Here is an 18871-nt window from a genome sequence, read left to right as displayed (position 1 = left end):
TTCCTAATCATTTCATGAACTCTCTCATTTGTTTAAACTTAGGAGGGAGTTTTTTGTGTGGTTGAATATGGTGATCGAACTCAATAAAGTCTTTTATTTAGACTGTAAAATTTTAGGTCTGCATATTTCCTGATATTTTTCAAAGCTTTTATTAAAATCATTTATTGCTAAAATAGATTTCACATTCATTTAATCTGGAGGTCTTCCTGTGAAAAAGCTTCTTAGAGTATCCTTGCAAATCAAAATACTAGGATTGGTAACCGTCCTGCTCCTCCTCGTTTTAAGCTTAGCCACCTTCATGTTCACATCGATGGAATCCAATGAAGATGTGGAGAATGCCGAAGACCTCGCTCTTCAGACTTCCAAGACCTTATCGTACATGCCTGTTATTCAGGAAGCATTCCGAGTTGGTCAATCTACAGAAAACATGAATCACATTGTAGCACAGGTCAAGGATGAGGTCGGAGCTAGTGCCGTTAAAATCGTCAATAGACAAAGAGAATTGTACAGCTATGCAGGAGTGGAATGGAACGGGGAAATTGTAAAGGAGGATTATTATCGTTCTCTCGTGTTTGGCAGTCGATATATCTTACATAAAGACCAGGATGAACCACAGACTTTAAAAGCAATAGCACCAATTCTCGTAGATTATGGGGATTATAAGAAGGTTGAAGGTGCCGTGGCTGTAGAGTTCCAGATGAAGTCAATCTATGATGAGATTAAGAAGGATATTAGAAAGATCGTTTACGCTTCCGCTTCTGTATTCCTCCTCGGTATAGGAGGAAGTTATTTACTCGCGAGAAGCATAAGGAAAGATACACTGGGATTAGAGCCATTTGAAATATCCGCTTTGTTCAGGGAGCGAAATGCTATCGTCCAATCAGTAAAGGAAGGTTTAATAGCTTTCGACCATCTCGGAAAAATTACGATGATTAATCTCTCCGCAAGAAGCTTGTTGAATTTACAAGGGGACTTGAGAGGTCAAACCATCCATCATGTCATCCACTCCCCGGAACTTCTTAATATGCTGGATTCAGATAAAGGGCTGATCAATAAAGAACTGCAGTACAAAGATAAGATTGTCATCGTCAATAGCAACCCTATCATTGAAGAAGGCAGCAGGACCGGAACTGTCGTCAGCTTACGTGATAAGACTGAAGTGAAGGAAATGGTCGATGCCCTTTCTGATGTCAGACAATATTCTGAAGACTTAAGAGCTCAGGCACACGAATTTACGAGTAAATTATATGTCATCATGGGGCTTATCCAGCTCGAAAAATATGAAGACGCTATTCACTTGATTAAAGATGAAGCTCATTCGCAAAATCAAGTGTCAGAAGTATTTTTCAAGGACATTTTGGATGAAAAAGTGCAAGCGATTCTGCTTGGGAAGTTTGCTAAGGCTTCCGAGAAGAAAATAGATTTCCAGATTGAAGAAGGAAGTTCTCTAGGTCAACTTCCCTCCCATATCCCTTTGTCTCCATTGATTATAATTCTTGGAAATCTCATCAATAATGCATTTGAAGCTGTAGCTGAAGAAAATAAGAAGCGGGTCACGTTCTTTGTCACAGACTTAGGCAAAGATATCGTTTTTGAAATTGAAGATACTGGAAAAGGTATGGAACAGGAAGAGATGAAGCGAATATTTGATAAGGGTTACTCCTCAAAAGGAGATAATCGCGGGTATGGCTTGGCCAATGTAAAAGAAGAAATTGAAAAACTGGATGGTTCCATTGAAATCAGCAGTGATGGTGATAAGGGTACCGTGATTACGGTAATCCTTCCTAAAAAATTCGAAAGGGGAATGTAAATGATACACGTGTTAATTGCAGAAGACGATTTCCGAGTAGCACAGATACATGAGGATTTCATTGATAAAATCGAAGAAATGGAGCTTGCCGGAAAAGCGGTGAATGCGGAAGAAACCCTGAGCATTCTAAAACAAAAAGAGGTGGACTTGATTCTTTTAGACGTCTATATGCCTGATGAATTAGGTACCAATCTCCTCCATAGTATCCGTGAAATCCATCCTTCGGTCGATATTATTATGATTACAGCTGCTACACAGAAAGATTTTCTAGAAAAAGCGATTCACTATGGAGTCCACGATTATCTTATCAAACCTGTAACACTTGAACAGTTTATTGAATCCATGAACAGGTATAAGAAGAAAAAACAAATGCTGCAATCTACGAATGAAGTGGACGAGAACCTTCTTCAGCAAGTTTTTCGATCCGACTATAAAAAACAGGAAACAGCCGCCTCTCTTCCCACCGGCATTGATGGAGGCACGCTAAGTAAAATCAAGTCGATTTTAGAGGAAGAAAAAGACGGCATCACCTCCGAAAAAGCCGGAGAGAGAATTGGAGCCTCCAGGACAACCGCGAGAAGATACTTGGAGTACCTCGTAGGAACGAATGACGCACTTGTTGAGCAGGTTTATGGAATCGTTGGACGACCGGAGCGCCGTTATTACTCTAATATTTCTTCATGAACATAATGAACAAAATGATTTTTAAATATTCAAAAAACATTATTTTGAAAACGTTTACATTGATAACGCTGCACGGGTAGGATGTTAATTAACACTTAGTTAACTTAGTGATTAAACGAATTTAAGGAGTGTAAGTTTTCATGCGAAAGATTGGATTTGTTTCTATCCTCATACTTATTATGCTTCTGGCAGCATGCTCTAGTAACGCCTCAGGTAGTAAAGGGTATCCTGACAAAAACTTAGAAATTGTTGCCCCTGCCTCTCCAGGAGGCGGCTGGGACTTGACCGCTCGTTCCCTGGAAAAGGTACTTACAGATGAAAATCTTGTTGAACAAAATATTAACGTTGTGAACAAACCTGGTGGCGGCGGTGAAGTAGGCTGGAAATACTTGAAGTCCAAAGATGCTCATACATTAGCCGTTAACTCAAGCCTGGTGTTGACTAATAATCTCTTAGGCCAAAGTGATCTTACTTATAATGAATTCACTCCGATTGCTACTCTAGCTACAGAATGGCAGGCACTCGCAGTACCAGCTGATTCAAAATACAGTACAGCTACTGAATTCTTAGAAGCCACGAAAGAAAATCCAGATTCAATGAAAATCGGTGTCGGACCTGGTCTCGGAAATGACGACCACCTTTCTTTAGTACAAGCGGCCAGCGAATTCGGTATTAACCCTTCTGAGTTAAATTTCCTCGTTTATGAAGGGGGCGGAGATGTAGTCACGGCCTTACTCGGAGGCCATGTTGACGCTGTTACAACTTCCTTATCAGAAGTAAAAGACCAGCACCTTGCCGGGAAGCTGAAGATCTTAGCTGTATCATCTGACAAGCCTGTGGAAGGAATTGAAGATGTTCCTACTTGGCAGGATGAAGGCGTAGACATGGTCTTCCCTCACTGGAGAGGACTTATGGGACCACCTGATATGACCGAAGAGGAAATAGCTTATTGGGATGAGAAAATAAGCAAAATGGTTGAAACAGAACAATGGAAAAAAGTTCTTGATAACAATGATTGGGAAAGCTTCTATAAAAACAGTGAAGAAACAGAAGCTTTCTTGAAAGAACAAAATGACCTTTACCAGAAACTTGTTAAAGACTCTGGAATGATGAAATAAACTTCATGCCTGTTGCCCCCTGAGGCAGCAGGCATTCCTAAAAATGAGGTGAAGTACGAATGAAAACAATGAAGCTGATTGTACCTTTTTTTCTTATCCTCTTTAGTATTGTCATGCTAATTTCATCATTCAATTTACAAAAAGCTAACCTGGGTAATCCCTACGGTCCTATTTATTTTCCAGCAGGAATTAGCATATTCATGTTGATTTTCAGCATCATTTACTTAATGCAGGAACTGAAAAACATCCATAAAGAAAACCCGTCTATTAAACTAATGCTTTCAGGAAGAACACCCAGATTAATTTGCGTCACCATTTTGTTTGGGATTATTTATTCTTTCCTATTTGAACGCGTCGGCTTTTTAATTTCCACCTTTCTATTCTTAGGTGCTTTACTATTCTTTATCAACGGAAAGAGAAAATGGATCGTGAATACAGTGGTCGCCCTCAGCTTTTCTTTCATAAGCTGGTATGCATTCAGTGAGTTACTTGGAGTCAGTCTACCTTAGGAGGTGATCAAATGGATGGAGGAAGTTTTATTAATGGCTTAATGATCGCGATTGAGCCTATTAATATTTTATGGATCATAGTCGGAGGATTTCTAGGGACAATTGTCGGCATGTTACCTGGTTTAGGGCCGGCAACAGCAGTGGCAGTACTTATTCCGATCACATTCAGCATGAATCCGGTTAGTGCCATCATCCTCATGGCCGCCATTTATTACGGTGCGATGTATGGGGGTTCAAGAAGTTCGATTCTTCTTAATACACCAGGAGATGGATCAGCAATTGCAGCGACTTTTGATGGATATCCTATGGCGAAAAAAGGTCAGGCAGGAGAAGCATTAGCCATATCTGCGGTCGCCTCCTTTATCGGCGGATTAATCGCAGTCGTCGGCTTCATTTTTCTCGCAGAACCTTTAGCGAATTTCGCCTTGGAATTTGGTCCAGCTGAGTACTTTTTATTAATGCTTCTGACATTATCCGCTATCGTAGCCTTATCCATAGGTAAAATGGTCAAAGGATTCTTAGCGATGATGATCGGGCTTACGCTCAGCACGGTTGGAATTGATACGCAAACGGGCGTGTACCGTTTCACGATGGGACTTCCTCACTTGAGTGAAGGTATTGATTTTCTCATCGTCATCATCGGAGTGTATGCGATTGGAGAAGTTCTCTATAACTTCTTAAATATCGATCAGCAAAAGAAAGATAAGAAAAAGGTTGGAAAAGTATGGTTTACCAAAGACCAATGGAAGCGATCCAAATGGCCGATATTACGAAGTGGACCACTAGGATTTCTCATTGGTGTGTTACCAGGCGCTGGAGGTTCCATCGCTTCGATGATCAGTTATACATCAGAAAAGCAAATCTCCAAACGATCAGAAGAGTTTGGTGATGGAGCTGCAGAAGGATTGGCTGCTCCCGAATCCGCGAACAATGCTGCATCAGTTGGAGCCATGATTCCTTTGCTCACGATGGGGATTCCTGGGTCAGGAACCACAGCGGTCATGCTTGGTGCTCTGATCATGCTCGGCCTAAGACCCGGCCCGCTTCTATTCGAACAACAGCCCGAAACGGCCTGGGCTCTTGTGAACAGCATGTTTCTCGGTAATATCGCCCTAGTCATCATTAACATTCTATTAGTGGGATTGCTGGTAAAAATTCTGGACACCCCAGCGAAAGTACTTTATCCAATTATCGTATTACTAGCTTTCATAGGAACCTACACACTGAGCTATTCTACTATGGATTTCTTTTTGCTGCTCATTTTTGGCTTATTCGGATTGATGATGAAGATTATGGATATACCAATTGCCCCGTTAGTCCTTGCGCTGATTGTCGGGACGGATATGGAACAGAACTTCCGTATGGCTGTCCTTTCATCTAACGGAAGCCTGGGAATCTTTTTCTCTTCCGGTGTAAGTATTGCCCTTGTCATTCTGACGCTGCTATCTCTTTTCTATCCATTGATCATTAAGCTGGTCAAAAAGAAAAGCCAAAAGAATACCGATCAACCTGAACAAGTCTATAAATCGTCTTAAGGAGGAGTAAGCCTATGTTCTATGACCTGATTGTTGTTGGAGCAGGAAATGCTGCTCTATGTGCAGCCATCTCCGCACGAGAAGAAGGTGCTGATGTCCTTGTGTTAGAAAAAGCTCCCCATCACAAACGTGGCGGCAATTCTTACTTTACGGATGGTGCCATACGCTTTGCTTACAATGACCTGAACGATATACGAAGGCTGATGCCCCAGCTAGAAGATGAGGAAGCAGCCAGAATTATCATGCCAGGGTATAGTACAGCTGACTATTATGATGATCTACAACGGGTGACAGGTGGAAAAAGCGATAAGTCCTTAGCCAGCCACCTTGTCAATCAATCGTATGAAACGATTTCGTGGATGAGAGATCAAGGCTTGGAATTCGAATTGAACTACAGCAACCAATCTTTTGAAAAGAACGGTAATTATCAATTCTGGGGTGGATTACCAGTTAAAACCAAAAACATCGGTATGGGCCTCATGAAAACATTATTCGACCGTGCTGAATCACTCGGAATCGACATTTGGTATAACGCAAGTGCAAAAGAGTTACAAACAGAAAATAATCAAATCAGTGCAGTTGTTGTTGAACGTGACCATGAAACAATCTCCGTGCAGACAACTAGTGTCGTTCTTGCATGCGGTAGTTTTGAAGCATCTAAACAAATGAGGACCGAACACCTGGGTGAACAATGGGAAGCCGCCATTGTTCGAGGCACAGAATATAACACGGGAGACGGTTTAGATATGGCTCTTGCTATCGGTGCGCAGAAGTACGGACAATGGTCCGGCTGCCACTCAATCGGTACCGATGCTGAAGCACCGAAGGTCGGGGACTTTACAAAACCTGGCGATATTTTCAAAAAACACTCCTACCCTCTTAGTGTCATGCTGAATAAAGATGGCGAGCGATTCGTTGATGAGGGAGCCGACTTTAGGAACTACACATACGCCAAGTATGGAAAAGAAATATTGAAGCAGCCTGGACATATCGCTTATCAAATCTATGATTCACAAGTTCGTGATATGCTCAGGAAAGAATACAATCTTGAGGAAGCGACCTACCATTCTGCAGACACATTAGAAGAGTTAGTCGGAAAGCTCCCTGTAGACGAAAGTGCCTTTCTGACAACAATTAAGGAATACAACAAAGCCGTTAACAAAGGTCATTATGACCCTACGATTAAAGACCAAAAAGGAACGAAAGGATTGACACCGCCAAAATCAAATTGGGCGTTAAAAATTGAAAAAGGTCCATTCTATGCCTTCCCCGTTACCTGTGGCATTACATTCTCGTTCGGTGGCTTACACGTAAATGCGAATGCAGAAGTACTCAATGAGGAGGGCAAGCCAATTTCAGGATTATATTCAGCTGGTGAGATGGTGGGAGGGATCTTTTACGATAACTATCCAGGAGGATCCGGATTAATGTCTGGGGCTGTTTTTGGAAAAACTGCCGGCACATCTGCTGCTAGATTCAGCTATACCCAAACCACGAATTAACAGAAAAGCCACCTATAGAGAAGGTGGCTTTTCTAATCTATGTGAGGAGCATAACCATGAAGAAACAAATGATTTTATTTATATCCCCCCTCATTATCTACATTCTTTTTTTCCAGCCTTTATTCGATTGGGATATTAAAATCCAAGCTCTCGCATCTTTAGTAATTATCCAAATATTGTGGATTGGACGAGTATTCTCTTTGGCCTTCAGTTCATTACTTTTTATTCTGCTTTTATCTTTTCATTTTTTCAACTATGAAGAAACACTTGCCTATATCAGTTCAGAAATCGTGTGGCTTCTTTTTGCTACCTTTATTATCTCACACGCCTTCATCGAGACCGGTCTCGCAAGCCGGCTTTCCTTGAAGTTGCTGACAGTGTCAAGAGGTTCTGGTAGTGGACTCATTTTGATTTCCTATATCCTTATGCTTATTCTTTCAATCCTGATTCCTTCCAATATAGGAAAAGCGAATCTGGTTACCTCTGTCCTTGACCGCTTGCTGAAGAATCTGAATGAAATTAACAGCATTGAGAATCTAGGAAAATCATTATTCATCGGTATCAGCTACTTAACTGCTATCGCAGGGGCTTTCGTCGCTACAGGAGCAAGCTCTACCATCTATACCTTTGGGCTATTCACAGATATTTCGAACTCGATCAACTACATAAGCTGGCTTTCTTATTTTGCCTTGCCTATCATATTATTCACGTTAATTTTGTGGGGCATTATGATCCATATTTTCCCACCAAGAAACATCAATAGAAAACACTTATTACGACTGATTGATAAAAGATTAGAAGAGCTTGGACCAGTAAAGAGATCGGAAAAGAAAGTAATTATGATCATGAGTATTACTCTATTACTATGGACAACCTCGAGTTTACACGGTTTTTCTATTCCTCTAATAGGTCTTCTAGGAGCAGTACTCACCCTTCTTCCTTACACAGGGGTTTGGGATTGGGAGAAGGCAAAGAAATCAATCAATTGGGACATGATGCTTTTTTTCGCCAGTACCCTAATGGTCTCCGGTATGCTTATCAAAACAGGGACAATTGAATGGATGGCTGACTATATTGTCAGCTCCGTATCTGCACAATCGGGGCTTCTAGTCGTTTTAATACTGATCATAGGTGCGATGCTAATTCGTATAGTTTTTGTAAACGTACTAGGTTTTCTAACTATTATCATTCCCTTATCTATTCAAATTGGTCAAAATTTAAAGGGATTTTCACCTTTGGTTGTCGCTATGGCTGTATTTTTAGCTGGAGTTCCAGGGTTCTTTTTGATTACTCAATCTCCTGTTCATTTAATAAGCTATTCCTATGGATATTTCACAGATCGTGATTTAATAAAAGCAGGTATCCCTGCTTCTTTATGCTGGGTGACTGTGATCATTCTATCTTTGTTACTTTTTTGGAATTATATTTAATAATAACAGAAGGAGCTTCTATATATGAGAAGCTCCTTAGATGTACCTTTTCTAAGCTTTTTATATAAAGTCCCCCTCTTCCTGTACCTATGAAAAATTATATAGGTCTGGCTCGCCCAAGCATTTAATTTAATTCTTTTACACTCACTTTTTAATGCAAGGATCCTGCGGCATCTCTAGCCTTTTATTCTTATAATGATTAATAAGACGGAGACCTGTACATCGATCCCGTAGATGAAAAGCTTCATTAAGACTCTCAGTCACAAGTTCCTCCGCAAGCCCTAAATCTTCAATCGTAGCCGGCCCCCCAACCTTTAATAATTGGATTTGCAGAAGTTCTACATCTGGCAAAGCAAGGACCTTGTTTTTGATAATATGCCAGGATTGCTTCAATTTCTTTTCATATTTATCATTTTCCGTAAGCTCTTCAGGAGAGAAAGATCGCACCCACTCTTTATATAAGCAAGATATAATTGTGCAGGCGACCCCTACTTTTGCTCCGTGGAGAAGCTGAGGTTCGTTTAATTCAAGAAACCTCATTTCCCAGAAATGAGACAGGTGATGTTCTCCACCAGATGCCGGTCTGGATGAATTAATCAGATTCATAGCGAGGCCAGAATAAATTAAAGCTTCCATTAATGCTTTAATACCCTTGTATTCACTTCTACCTATCTCATCTGTATGTTTAACCGTTAAATCAAGGCAGGTTTTCGTTAACTCATAGGCTTCCTGATAAAATGGTTCTCCTCCGATCATCTCGGAGATATCCCAGTCCATTAAAGAAGTATGTTTCCCTAACATGTCCCCGAATCCCGCTGCCGTTAAAGTTTGAGGAGCTCTCATCAATACATTCGTGTCCGCGAACACAGCGATCGGGGATTGACTTTGGACAGTTTGTTTTTTTCCACGATTAATGATGGGAGCTCCTTTGGAAGTAAATCCATCCACGGATGCAGCTGTAGGTACAGCTAAAAAAGGTACTTTAGCTTTCTCACTGCAAAACCTGCATATGTCATGAATGGTTCCGCTTCCGACAGCTACCAATACATCATTTTCTTCCTCTACGTTAAGAAAAAGCTGCATAATACTTTGGCCATCCGCAATCACTTGTCCATTCTGATTTTCATCTAATATGACTACCTTCGGATATAAATCTTCCTGGTTAAGTAGATACTCTAAGGTTAACCCAGCAGCTTTCTTTGTATTTGAATCGGTTACAAGGATGGGTTTTGATAAACCTTTCTCTTTTAAATAAGAAGGAATTGATGCGAGACACCCTTCCTCAATATATATGTCCGGTAACTGCTCGGGGTCTATCTCCATCTTCTGACACAAAGCAGATAATTTATTTTCTAAACTCAATGGTCTTCCTCCATTCTTTATCACTCAAAAATGCCTTGAACTGCACAACTCCGCTTACCTTTTGATGCAATTTTCAACTCACCTGTTCCTCTTTAGAGAATTCCAGATTGTCAAAGGTTCTTAAGGACAGCCACATCCACCCCAGGGATGAAACGCTGATGTAGAAAAATACAAGTAAAACCGGAACCCCCATGAAATGATAAGTAACGGCAAAAAGGTACACAAAAATGGACAGTGTAGCCGGCCACTTGGTCATTCCTAGTATTAAAGAATTTTTTAAGTAGTTTTTTAAGTTCGACTCATAATGAGTAAGCAAGGGGAAACTCCAGATGACAATCACTACGTAAAGGATTACCAGAAGATAGAAAAAGAATGGAGCTAGAAAAAACACTTCCCCTCCTCCTTCTTTTAATAAATGGTAATTGATCAGCATAACTACTCCAGCTAGCGATAGAATCCAGCCTAGGAGATTCGCGGACACGAAACTCTTTTTATATTTTTCTTTAAAAACATGATGAAGCTTAATGTCTCTTTGACCTCTAATCCATTTCCTAGTTACATCAAGGGAGGCTATGGTAGCAGGAAAAATACCTGCTACTACCAGCCCGGCAAAGGTGTACAAAAGCCAAAGGAAATTAACGGCCGCCAGTCTGGAAATCCAAGTAAGTATTAGATTGAATCGATTGATCATACTATTTAATTTCAAGCTTACTCACCACCAGCTCATTTATTTCCATTCATCAAAACATCAAAAGGAACCAATTCTAGAATTTAATATGATTCTTAGCCCTTCACACTCCCCATCGTTACTCCAGAAACAAAGTATCTTTGGAAGAATAAGAATAGAATCACGATAGGAATGATGGTCATTACCGAACCTGCTATCAGGATGTCATAGTTGTTACCATAAGGAGTAAGAAGTGCCGCGAGCCCAATTGGTAACGTAAACATATCGTTCGAGCGAAGGACTAAGAGCGGCCAAAGAAAGTTATTCCAACTCATTAATCCCAGTAAGATTGCCATTGCCGCAAGAGATGGCCCCATCAATGGCAGCATAATCCGAAAGAAAATTCCATATTCTGTGGCACCGTCAATTCTCGCAGCATCCATTAACTCTTTTGGAAGACCAAGAGCATACTGTCGAAAGAAGAAAACGGCGATCGGGGCTACAATTAAAGGCAGGATCACAGCCAGATATGTATTCACAAGCTGTGTGTTGATCATTAATTGAAAGAGCGGAAGCATTAAAATTTCAAAAGGAATCATTAGGATCAGTAAGACCAATAAGAAGAAAAAATTCCTTCCTTTAAAATCGTATAAAGCTAAGGCGTAGCCAACCATGGAGGAGAAGAAAAGAGAAAGTACGATCGTAAGAGCAGAAATCAGCATGCTATTTCCATACCATGTCCAATATTCCGCCGCCTGGGTAAAGATAAATTCATAGTTTCCAAGACTAATTTGATCCATACTTACGCTAAATGTAATGCCATTCCTCATCAGAAGTGATGAAGGGATAAAGGACGAGAATATCAAACTGATGATCGGGAAGAGTGCAATTAAAGCCACGAGTATAATACTTATATTCGCTAGAATGATTAACCCTTTTTTACGTGTATTCTTAGCCATTAAGCATCCTCCTTTTTAAAGGATCCAGTTAAAATAAGATAGATGATACTGATAATGAAAATAATCATCATAAGGATGACCCCAAGCGCAGCACCAAATCCTAAGTCATTCTGCTGAATTCCTTCTTGATAAATATACCGCACCATGGTTAATCCGATATGGTTCGGGGAACCATCTTCCCAGAAAACGAAACTTTCCTCAAACATCCGAAAACCATTGATAATTGTAATCGTACTAACAAAAATGATGATCGGTTTTAGCTGGGGCACTGTAATGTGGATAAACTTCTGGTATTTGGAAGCTCCATCAATATCTGCAGCTTCATAGAGCTCTTCTGGCACGGTCTGGAGTGCTGCAAGGAAATATAAAATGTTGACCCCGATCCACCTCCAAGCAGCAAGTATGGTCATTAAGAACATGGCAGACCAGGCGTTAAATCTCCAGTTAACTGGGTCTAATCCTAATATCCCGATGAACTGATTGGCCATAGAGGTTTCTTGACCACTAAACATAAGCCGGAAGATCATTCCGCCCACTATGGTTGAGGTCAACGCAGGAATAAATAAAGAAGCGCGAAAGAATGCTTTAAAATATATAATTTTGGAATTTAACGCTACCGCTAGCAACATAGGGATGATGGTTAGAACAATCACAGTTATCACGACGTAAATCGTTGTATTCCAGAACGCATCATAGAAGGCAGGATTAAACACTCTGCTATAGTTTTCAAGACCTATAAAGTTCACCTGACCGGGTAAGATGCTTTGGAAACTCATAATGATACCCTGGATTGCTGGATAAAGAGTCAATACAAGAAATGAAATTAAAAATGGAGCTACGAAAATATAAGGGACTACTTTTCTTGAATTCAAAATCCCCATGATTTTACTTTTCCCCGTTACTTCTTTTGGCTTTGCCTCCGTATTAGGATACGTATTCATATGGATCCTCCTTAAAGCAGTTTAAAATAACTCGTTTATGATTTCTTTAACCGAATAACATTCCATGAAGTTTTAGGTAAATCTATACGTAAGCTCCCATCTCTTAGTTCGACCTTATTTAGTTTACGTGGTTTCACTGCTTCATGCCCCGCAGTGTTAGTAGCTTTTAAATCATCGTGGTCCAGAACAATATGTTCTATAAAACTGTATCCTTCAAAACTCCTGAGATCAGCTTCTAGTAAAATGCTTTCTGTTAAATGCTTATTGACCGCAAAAATCGTCAGGGTATTCTCCTCGTCGTTCTTTACGATGGCTGAATCTACATAAGGAACGTCACTATAATCTTTGCTGTCGTATTTAGGTGCATGGAGTACAGGTTTGAGCGATGTACCCCTACCAAAAATGGATGCGTGCATATATGGATAATAAATCGTTTGCTTCCAGGCTGCCCCATTATTTTCTGTCATAATTGGTCCTATAACGTTAACTAATTGGGCGAGGCAGGCAATTTTCACTCGATCTGCATTACGCAGCAAAGTAATCAGCATACTGCCAACGAGAAGAGCATCTTCAAAGTTATATACATCTTCTAACTGAGGAGGACCAATCTGCCACGGTTCAATCTGTTTATCTTTGTCGGAAGAATGATACCAGACATTCCATTCATCAAAGCTTAAATTAATCGTTTTATTACTGCGATGTTTAGCTTTAATATAATCACAAGTAGAAGTGACGGAATGGATAAATTGATCCATGTCCATATTTTTAGCCAAGTAGTTGGCCGTGTCATTTGAGTAATTTCCATAATATTGGTGGAGGGATATATAGTCGACCTGGTCATAAGCGATGTCAAGGGTAGTAGCATCATACTCAGGAAAAGTGGGCATTCCTGCGTGAGAGCTGCCGCAGGCTACCAGTTCAATATCGGGATCTACAAGTTTCATTGCTTTTCCTGTTTCTTTGGCTAGCCTTCCATATTCTACGGCTGTCTTTTGTCCAATCTGCCAGGGTCCATCCATCTCATTTCCTAAGCACCAGGTTTTAATGTTATGAGGCTGCTCAAACCCATGCTGCCTTCTCAGGTCACTCCAATAAGTACCTCTTGGATGGTTGGTATATTCAATTAGATTTCTAGCAGCGTCAATTCCTCTAGTACCGAGGTTTACAGCCATCATAACTTCCGAATTTACCTTTTTAGCCCACTCGGCAAATTCATTCGTACCAAACAAGTTAGGTTCTATAGTCCTCCAAGCCAGTTCAAGCCTCTTCGGACGATCTTCCTTTGGTCCTACTCCATCTTCCCAATTATATCCAGAAACCATATTTCCACCTGGATATCGGACAATGGGTACCTGAAGGTCCTTGACTAGCTGCATGACGTCTCTCCTAAACCCATTCTCATCTGCCATTTCATGTTCAGGTTCATAAATGCCTCCGTATACGGCCCTGCCTAATTGCTCAATAAAAGAACCAAACATTCTTTGATCAATCTCACTTATTTCATAGCTTTTATCTATGACCATGGTAGCTTTCATTTCCTGGTTCATTTAAAATTCTCCCTCCATTGAATACGCTTTCAATAAATTGTTTAAAATCATTAGTTGATCCAGTGCACATTTTCTTATACGAACGTATTTGAGTTAAAATCCAACAACAATTATATATGTACGTATAAGTTAATAAGTAAATTATAGCGAATCGACTGTTTTATTTCAACCTTTTTTCACAATATTTAAACAATAATCGATTGTTTACTATACAATTAACCATGATGTCTATCCCGCTTTAGACATCATCTCGCAGCAACCTTAAAACCCGCTCTTTTCTTAATAAAAAAAGAAGCGGAAAAATCCGCTTCTTTTTATTATTGATTTCTTAATTTTTCAGCTGCACGGTTTAATGCTTCTTCTGGTGTGGCACTTTCCTGCCTAAGAACACTTTCACCTATAGAAGTATTATATTCGTTCATGACATCAGGAGTCTGTTCCGTAAGATGGATCGTGTTAATTTCATCACGGACTTCTAACAACGTGTCAAATATACCGTTTCCAAAGTAGTCGTAGAATTTATTGTCTTCTCTTACAGCATCGCTTTCCCACACATCCCAGCGAGGAGGGTCAAACCCAAGAACTTGCCAGAGGTTAATATTTCCCTGCTCCGTCAATTTAGTGAAAGCTAAAAATTCTTTGGCTAGTTCAGGGTTTTCAGACTGGTTGGTAACTACAGTGCCTGTACCACCCATACCAGCAGAGCGGTCGCCACCTTCTTCCCAGGCCGGTAAAGGTCTTATCTCCATCTTTCCACTTAAATCAGGCATGCTGTCAATGAAAGTATTCATGTACCAGATTGGCGCCAATAGTGCAGCCGCTCCGCCGTCGTTCATATAACCGAAGAACTCCTCTGAATGTTTTTCTCCACCGGGCGTAATCTCAGCAATTTCATTGGTATGAATGGCGTCATAAAGAAATTGTAGAGTATTAACATTGGTTTCGTTATCAAGAATAACTTCACCAGAACTATTAAAATAATCAGAACCTTGTTGAGAAATCATTGGCCAGAAACTCATTAATGAATCTCCCGTATCTACGTTCCACATTACAGAGTCTGTATTTGCAGTAACCTTCTCACCTGCTTCTACAAAATCATCCCATGTTTTTATGGAATCTATATCCACGCCAGCTTCGTCCATAATATCTTTATTGTAGTACATAACGGTAGCCCCTACATGGTATGGAATCCCATAATAGGTTCCATCTTTTGCATATATTTCAAATCGGGATTTTACAGATTGATCAAGGACTGGTTCAACATATTCATTCATTGATTCCAGCTGAGGCTCACCTTGCATAAAATTAGCGTATTTAGCGATTTCAATATCGACAATATCAGGAGCTCCTTTTCCTGATTGAAGACTCAGCAAAAGGTTGTTGTGCATTTGGGCAAATGGATAGGTCTCAGCTACCAATTTGATTGGACGGTCCGGATTCTCTTCGTTCCATCTTTCTGCTGACTCTTTAAATAGGTCGTTATGCGCCCCTGCGAAAGTCCAAAAGTTTAATTCAGTGGCGTTTTCTGCATCATCTCCTACCACTTCCGTGCTTTCCGCTTCTCCTGAAGCTTCTTCTCCATCTCCTCCAGAACAAGCAGCTAATAGCATAATCAATAAAATAAAGAGTATTCCTAATAAATTTTTCTTCATACCTGTTTTCTACCCCCAAATTTTTTATTGGTATTAAACGTACTGACAAGTTACCTATTAAATCGCTCTCCTTCCTTCTTTGTTTAAAATAACCTCAGACTAATGACAGCGGTTTCAACAGAATGTAAGTTGGTACATCATTTGATTAAATCATATCACTGTCTTAATTTTCAGTCAATAAGTTCGAGTTCTAAATCTGTTAAATTCGTACGTACATTTAAAAAAGATATAAAATAGAAGAGGGAGTCTCCCTCTTCTATTAATACTTACAGTTTTAAAATTTATTTTATGGAAGGTATTATGATGATTTAGCTGGATCTGCAATGGATCTAGTAGAATTACGGATAATCAGTTCTGTAGGAAAGACAATGCTTTCTATCTCTTTCTGCATATCCCGCTGTTGATAAGGCTTTTCTATTAATTCAGTTATTAATAGCGCGGCTTGCCGGCCCAATTCAGCTTTCGGGTGTTCTATGGAAGTCAGCTTCACTTCAGAGAGTTCAGTTAAAAATGAGTTATCAAAGCCTACAATAGACATATCACGTGGAACTTTTAAATTATGGGATCTTAAGACATTAATAAGGTTTATAGCTAACTCGTCATTATAACTTACAATTGCCGTAGGAGCTGTTTCCGTATTTTTCAAAATTCTGTCTAGCTCTTCTAAAGGTTTCTTGTCTTTCTCCTCGGTTTGATAAGTAATAATATTATTAGGGTTAATCGGCACTTTATATTCCCGATGTGCCTTTAAATAACCTTTCATACGCAGCGTTCCCTGCATATCATCCGTTTTAAAGAAACCAAGTATATTTCTATGCCCATGTTGTATATGATGCTCTGTTTGCAAGTAGGCACCACGCTCATCATCCACTGTCACTCTAAGTGGTTCGAGAGCTTCATAGTAGGCGTTTATCATAAGATAGGGAATACCTAAGCGTTCTAAATTCAAATAGTAATTGATATTTGGGTTCGAATAAGCACTTTTAGTAGGTTCAATAATGACGCCTTCAAATCCATTGGATATTATTTTCTCTAGATATTCTCTTTCCTTCTCATGGTCGTTATTCGTGTTAAATAGAGTGACTTGATAACCTTTTTCACTTAAATAAGCTTCTGCCCCTCTAATGATTGAAGGAAAGATGTAATCAGAGATATAAGTTGTTACAATCGCAATATTCTTGTTGGAAGCACTAGAATTAGAGGAATGCCTGCTTCTGTCCGCGCAAAATGTTCCGGCCCCTTGTTCTCTATAAAGCCACCCTTCACTCACTAACTCCCCAATAGCAAGACGAACGGTGTGACGACTTACATTAAATTGTTTCATTAATTCACTTTCTGAATGAATTTTATGATGAGGCTCGTACGTACCATCCAAAACTTTAGATTTTATATATTGTTTTACCTTAGCATACTTGGTTTGCATCTTATTCCACTCCACCTCTAATACATATTCGTATAAGTTATCATATCATATATTTGAACATTCATGCATACGCTTACCTCATTTTGAAAACTTTGAGAGCCTGTCATTCATGTATGCTGAGTGGTGTTCGATATTTTTAAAGCAGAGGAGAGAATCCATGTTTAAAAAAATACGCAGCGATAAAAAACTCGTTGCGTATTAATTGGAGTAAATGATATTTTTTTAAATTATTATCATATGGTAAGTTACGTTTCTTCATTTCCAAAGAAGAGCATTCCATTTCAATTCCTTTTTGAACTCTCTTAATGTAGTTTCGTTATCAATGACGGCGCATTCTATGTTCATTAATTCCGCAAAGTCTTCCATTTGTTCGGCCGTTAGGGCATATGATAATGATGTATGGTGGGCACCTCCTGCATAAATCCATGCCTCAGCTGCTTCACTTAATGAAGGCTGCGGCTTCCACAGGACTTTTGCTACTGGAAGTTCCGGAGTAGAAATACCAGGCTGAACGGCATCGACTTTGTTAATAACCATTCTGAACCTTCCACCTAGTTCTACGATGGAAACATTAATAGCCTCACCTGCCTGGCTGTCAAAAACCATTCTCGCTGGAGCACTCTTTCCTCCCATAGACAATGGACTGACTTTAACTTCAGGTGTAGTGGCGGTGATGGTCGGACATATTTCAAGCATATGTGATCCGAGTACCATTTCATTTCCTTGTTCTAAATGGTAAGTATAATCTTCCATAAATGAAGTTACTTGATTACCTGCCATTACTTTCATTAGTCGCACAAGAGCTGCGGTTCTCCAGTCACCTTCCCCGGCAAACCCGTATCCTTGAGCCATTAGCCGTTGTACTGCCAGCCCGGGTAATTGGTGCATTCCATGGAGATCCTCAAAGTTAGTAGTAAATGCCTGGTAACCCCCTTTGTCCAGGAAAGATTTAAGACCTATCTCAATCCTCGCTTGTTCTCTTACGGCATCCAGTTCTTCGGGGGATGCAGGCAAGTGATAAAGGCTATTGTACTCATCCATCAAATTTTCTATTTTCTCCGGAGCCACCTCATCCATTTCAGCAACTAAATCTCCAATACCATAATAATCAACAGTCCAACCAAACTTAATTTGTGCTTCTATTTTATCTCCATCTGTAACAGCCACGTTCCTCATATTATCCCCAAATCGGGCAACACGAATGTTCTTACTTTCATTATAACCTGCAGCTACTATCATCCAATCCTTTATTTTTTCTTGAACGTCTTCATTTCCCCAATAACCTGCTACTACTTTTCTTGACATACCAAGTCTCGTCCCTACAAACCCATATTCTCGATCTCCGTGGGCGGATTGATGAAGATTCATATAATCCATATCAATGGTTTCCCAGGGTACTTCCCTGTAATATTGAGTGTGTAAATGAAGCAGTGGTTTTTCCAGGGCGTGCAATCCTGAAATCCACATTTTACCTGGAGAAAAGGTATGCATCCAGGTAATAATTCCATTGCAGCTTTTATCTACATTGGCCTGCCGCATAAGGTCTTCTATATCACCTGAATTCGTCAGCACACTTTTAAATTCAATTGGAAATGGAAATTTCTCTTCGCTATTTAATTGACTCACTAGTTCGATCGAATTGTTTTCAACGATCTCTAAACTTTCTTCCCCATATAAATGCTGACTCCCTGTTACGAACCAAAATACTGGCTTTTTCCCCTCTTGCATACCG

15 protein-coding genes are annotated in these 18871 nt (G+C 39.9%); 7 read left to right on the top strand and 8 right to left on the bottom strand.

Translation table 11 applies throughout. The features are described from left to right. The first annotated feature begins 208 nt into the window (after positions 1-208). From LCM11_RS11960 to LCM11_RS11930, 7 genes are all read left to right on the top strand, one after another. On the top strand, positions 209-1810 hold the full coding sequence (locus LCM11_RS11960) for a sensor histidine kinase (protein WP_224894516.1): 1602 nt from the start codon (positions 209-211) through the stop codon (positions 1808-1810). Beyond that, positions 1811-2494 (top strand): response regulator, encoded by a 684-nt coding sequence (locus LCM11_RS11955; protein WP_224894515.1) that lies wholly within the window; start codon positions 1811-1813, stop codon positions 2492-2494. Positions 2495-2634: 140 nt separating this feature from the next. Then, complete coding sequence (locus LCM11_RS11950; RefSeq protein WP_224894514.1) at positions 2635-3612, top strand: tripartite tricarboxylate transporter substrate binding protein; 978 nt, start codon at positions 2635-2637, stop codon at positions 3610-3612. Between the two features lie 59 nt (positions 3613-3671). Further along, entirely contained in the window at positions 3672-4121 is a 450-nt protein-coding gene (locus tag LCM11_RS11945) for a tripartite tricarboxylate transporter TctB family protein (protein ID WP_224894513.1), read from the top strand. A gap of 11 nt (positions 4122-4132) precedes the next feature. Further along, the gene (locus tag LCM11_RS11940) at positions 4133-5656 is read left to right on the top strand and encodes a tripartite tricarboxylate transporter permease (protein ID WP_224894512.1); all 1524 of its coding nucleotides are present in this window, start codon (positions 4133-4135) and stop codon (positions 5654-5656) included. 14 nt (positions 5657-5670) lie between these two features. Further along, complete coding sequence (gene tcuA / locus LCM11_RS11935; RefSeq protein WP_224894511.1) at positions 5671-7158, top strand: FAD-dependent tricarballylate dehydrogenase TcuA; 1488 nt, start codon at positions 5671-5673, stop codon at positions 7156-7158. Positions 7159-7214: 56 nt separating this feature from the next. Beyond that, the gene (locus LCM11_RS11930) at positions 7215-8588 is read left to right on the top strand and encodes an SLC13 family permease (RefSeq protein ID WP_224894510.1); all 1374 of its coding nucleotides are present in this window, start codon (positions 7215-7217) and stop codon (positions 8586-8588) included. A gap of 144 nt (positions 8589-8732) precedes the next feature. On the opposite strand, the gene LCM11_RS11925 is transcribed toward LCM11_RS11930, so the two are convergent. The 8 genes from LCM11_RS11925 to araA form a co-directional block, all read right to left on the bottom strand. Beyond that, entirely contained in the window at positions 8733-9950 is a 1218-nt protein-coding gene (locus tag LCM11_RS11925; RefSeq protein ID WP_224894509.1) for a sn-glycerol-1-phosphate dehydrogenase, read from the bottom strand. A 73-nt stretch (positions 9951-10023) separates the two neighbouring features. Next, entirely contained in the window at positions 10024-10656 is a 633-nt protein-coding gene (locus LCM11_RS11920; protein WP_224894508.1) for a YesL family protein, read from the bottom strand. A gap of 77 nt (positions 10657-10733) precedes the next feature. Continuing rightward, complete coding sequence (locus LCM11_RS11915) at positions 10734-11576, bottom strand: carbohydrate ABC transporter permease (RefSeq protein WP_224894507.1); 843 nt, start codon at positions 11574-11576, stop codon at positions 10734-10736. Next, a complete protein-coding gene (locus LCM11_RS11910; protein ID WP_224894506.1) occupies positions 11576-12517 on the bottom strand; it encodes a carbohydrate ABC transporter permease in 942 nt (313 codons plus the stop codon). Before LCM11_RS11910 ends, LCM11_RS11915 begins: the two co-directional genes overlap by 1 nt. A 35-nt stretch (positions 12518-12552) precedes the next feature. Then, positions 12553-14064, bottom strand: a complete 1512-nt coding sequence (locus tag LCM11_RS11905) for an alpha-N-arabinofuranosidase (protein ID WP_224894505.1) — start codon at positions 14062-14064, stop codon at positions 12553-12555. 317 nt (positions 14065-14381) lie between these two features. Beyond that, a complete protein-coding gene (locus LCM11_RS11900; RefSeq protein WP_224894504.1) occupies positions 14382-15716 on the bottom strand; it encodes an ABC transporter substrate-binding protein in 1335 nt (444 codons plus the stop codon). Between the two features lie 298 nt (positions 15717-16014). After that, on the bottom strand, positions 16015-17139 hold the full coding sequence (locus LCM11_RS11895; RefSeq protein WP_224894503.1) for a GntR family transcriptional regulator: 1125 nt from the start codon (positions 17137-17139) through the stop codon (positions 16015-16017). Between the two features lie 255 nt (positions 17140-17394). Next, a complete protein-coding gene (araA, locus tag LCM11_RS11890; protein WP_224894502.1) occupies positions 17395-18867 on the bottom strand; it encodes an L-arabinose isomerase in 1473 nt (490 codons plus the stop codon). Positions 18868-18871: the final 4 nt, after the last annotated feature.

It is taken from the genome of Halobacillus halophilus, assembly GCF_020171985.1.
GTDB lineage: Bacteria > Bacillota > Bacilli > Bacillales > Halobacillaceae > Halobacillus > Halobacillus halophilus_A.
Note: the sequence above shows the minus strand (reverse complement) of the source record. Positions and strands in the feature narration are given on the sequence as shown.

Coding starts and splice junctions, on each gene's coding strand:
- LCM11_RS11955 (WP_224894515.1), top strand. CDS start 1,811: ATGATACACGTGTTAATTGCAGAAGACGATTTCCGAGTAGCACAGATA.
- LCM11_RS11950 (WP_224894514.1), top strand. CDS start 2,635: ATGCGAAAGATTGGATTTGTTTCTATCCTCATACTTATTATGCTTCTG.
- LCM11_RS11945 (WP_224894513.1), top strand. CDS start 3,672: ATGAAAACAATGAAGCTGATTGTACCTTTTTTTCTTATCCTCTTTAGT.
- LCM11_RS11940 (WP_224894512.1), top strand. CDS start 4,133: ATGGATGGAGGAAGTTTTATTAATGGCTTAATGATCGCGATTGAGCCT.
- tcuA (WP_224894511.1), top strand. CDS start 5,671: ATGTTCTATGACCTGATTGTTGTTGGAGCAGGAAATGCTGCTCTATGT.
- LCM11_RS11930 (WP_224894510.1), top strand. CDS start 7,215: ATGAAGAAACAAATGATTTTATTTATATCCCCCCTCATTATCTACATT.
- LCM11_RS11915 (WP_224894507.1), bottom strand. CDS start 11,576: ATGGCTAAGAATACACGTAAAAAAGGGTTAATCATTCTAGCGAATATA.
- LCM11_RS11910 (WP_224894506.1), bottom strand. CDS start 12,517: ATGAATACGTATCCTAATACGGAGGCAAAGCCAAAAGAAGTAACGGGG.
- LCM11_RS11905 (WP_224894505.1), bottom strand. CDS start 14,064: ATGAACCAGGAAATGAAAGCTACCATGGTCATAGATAAAAGCTATGAA.
- LCM11_RS11900 (WP_224894504.1), bottom strand. CDS start 15,716: ATGAAGAAAAATTTATTAGGAATACTCTTTATTTTATTGATTATGCTA.
- LCM11_RS11895 (WP_224894503.1), bottom strand. CDS start 17,139: ATGCAAACCAAGTATGCTAAGGTAAAACAATATATAAAATCTAAAGTT.
- araA (WP_224894502.1), bottom strand. CDS start 18,867: ATGCAAGAGGGGAAAAAGCCAGTATTTTGGTTCGTAACAGGGAGTCAG.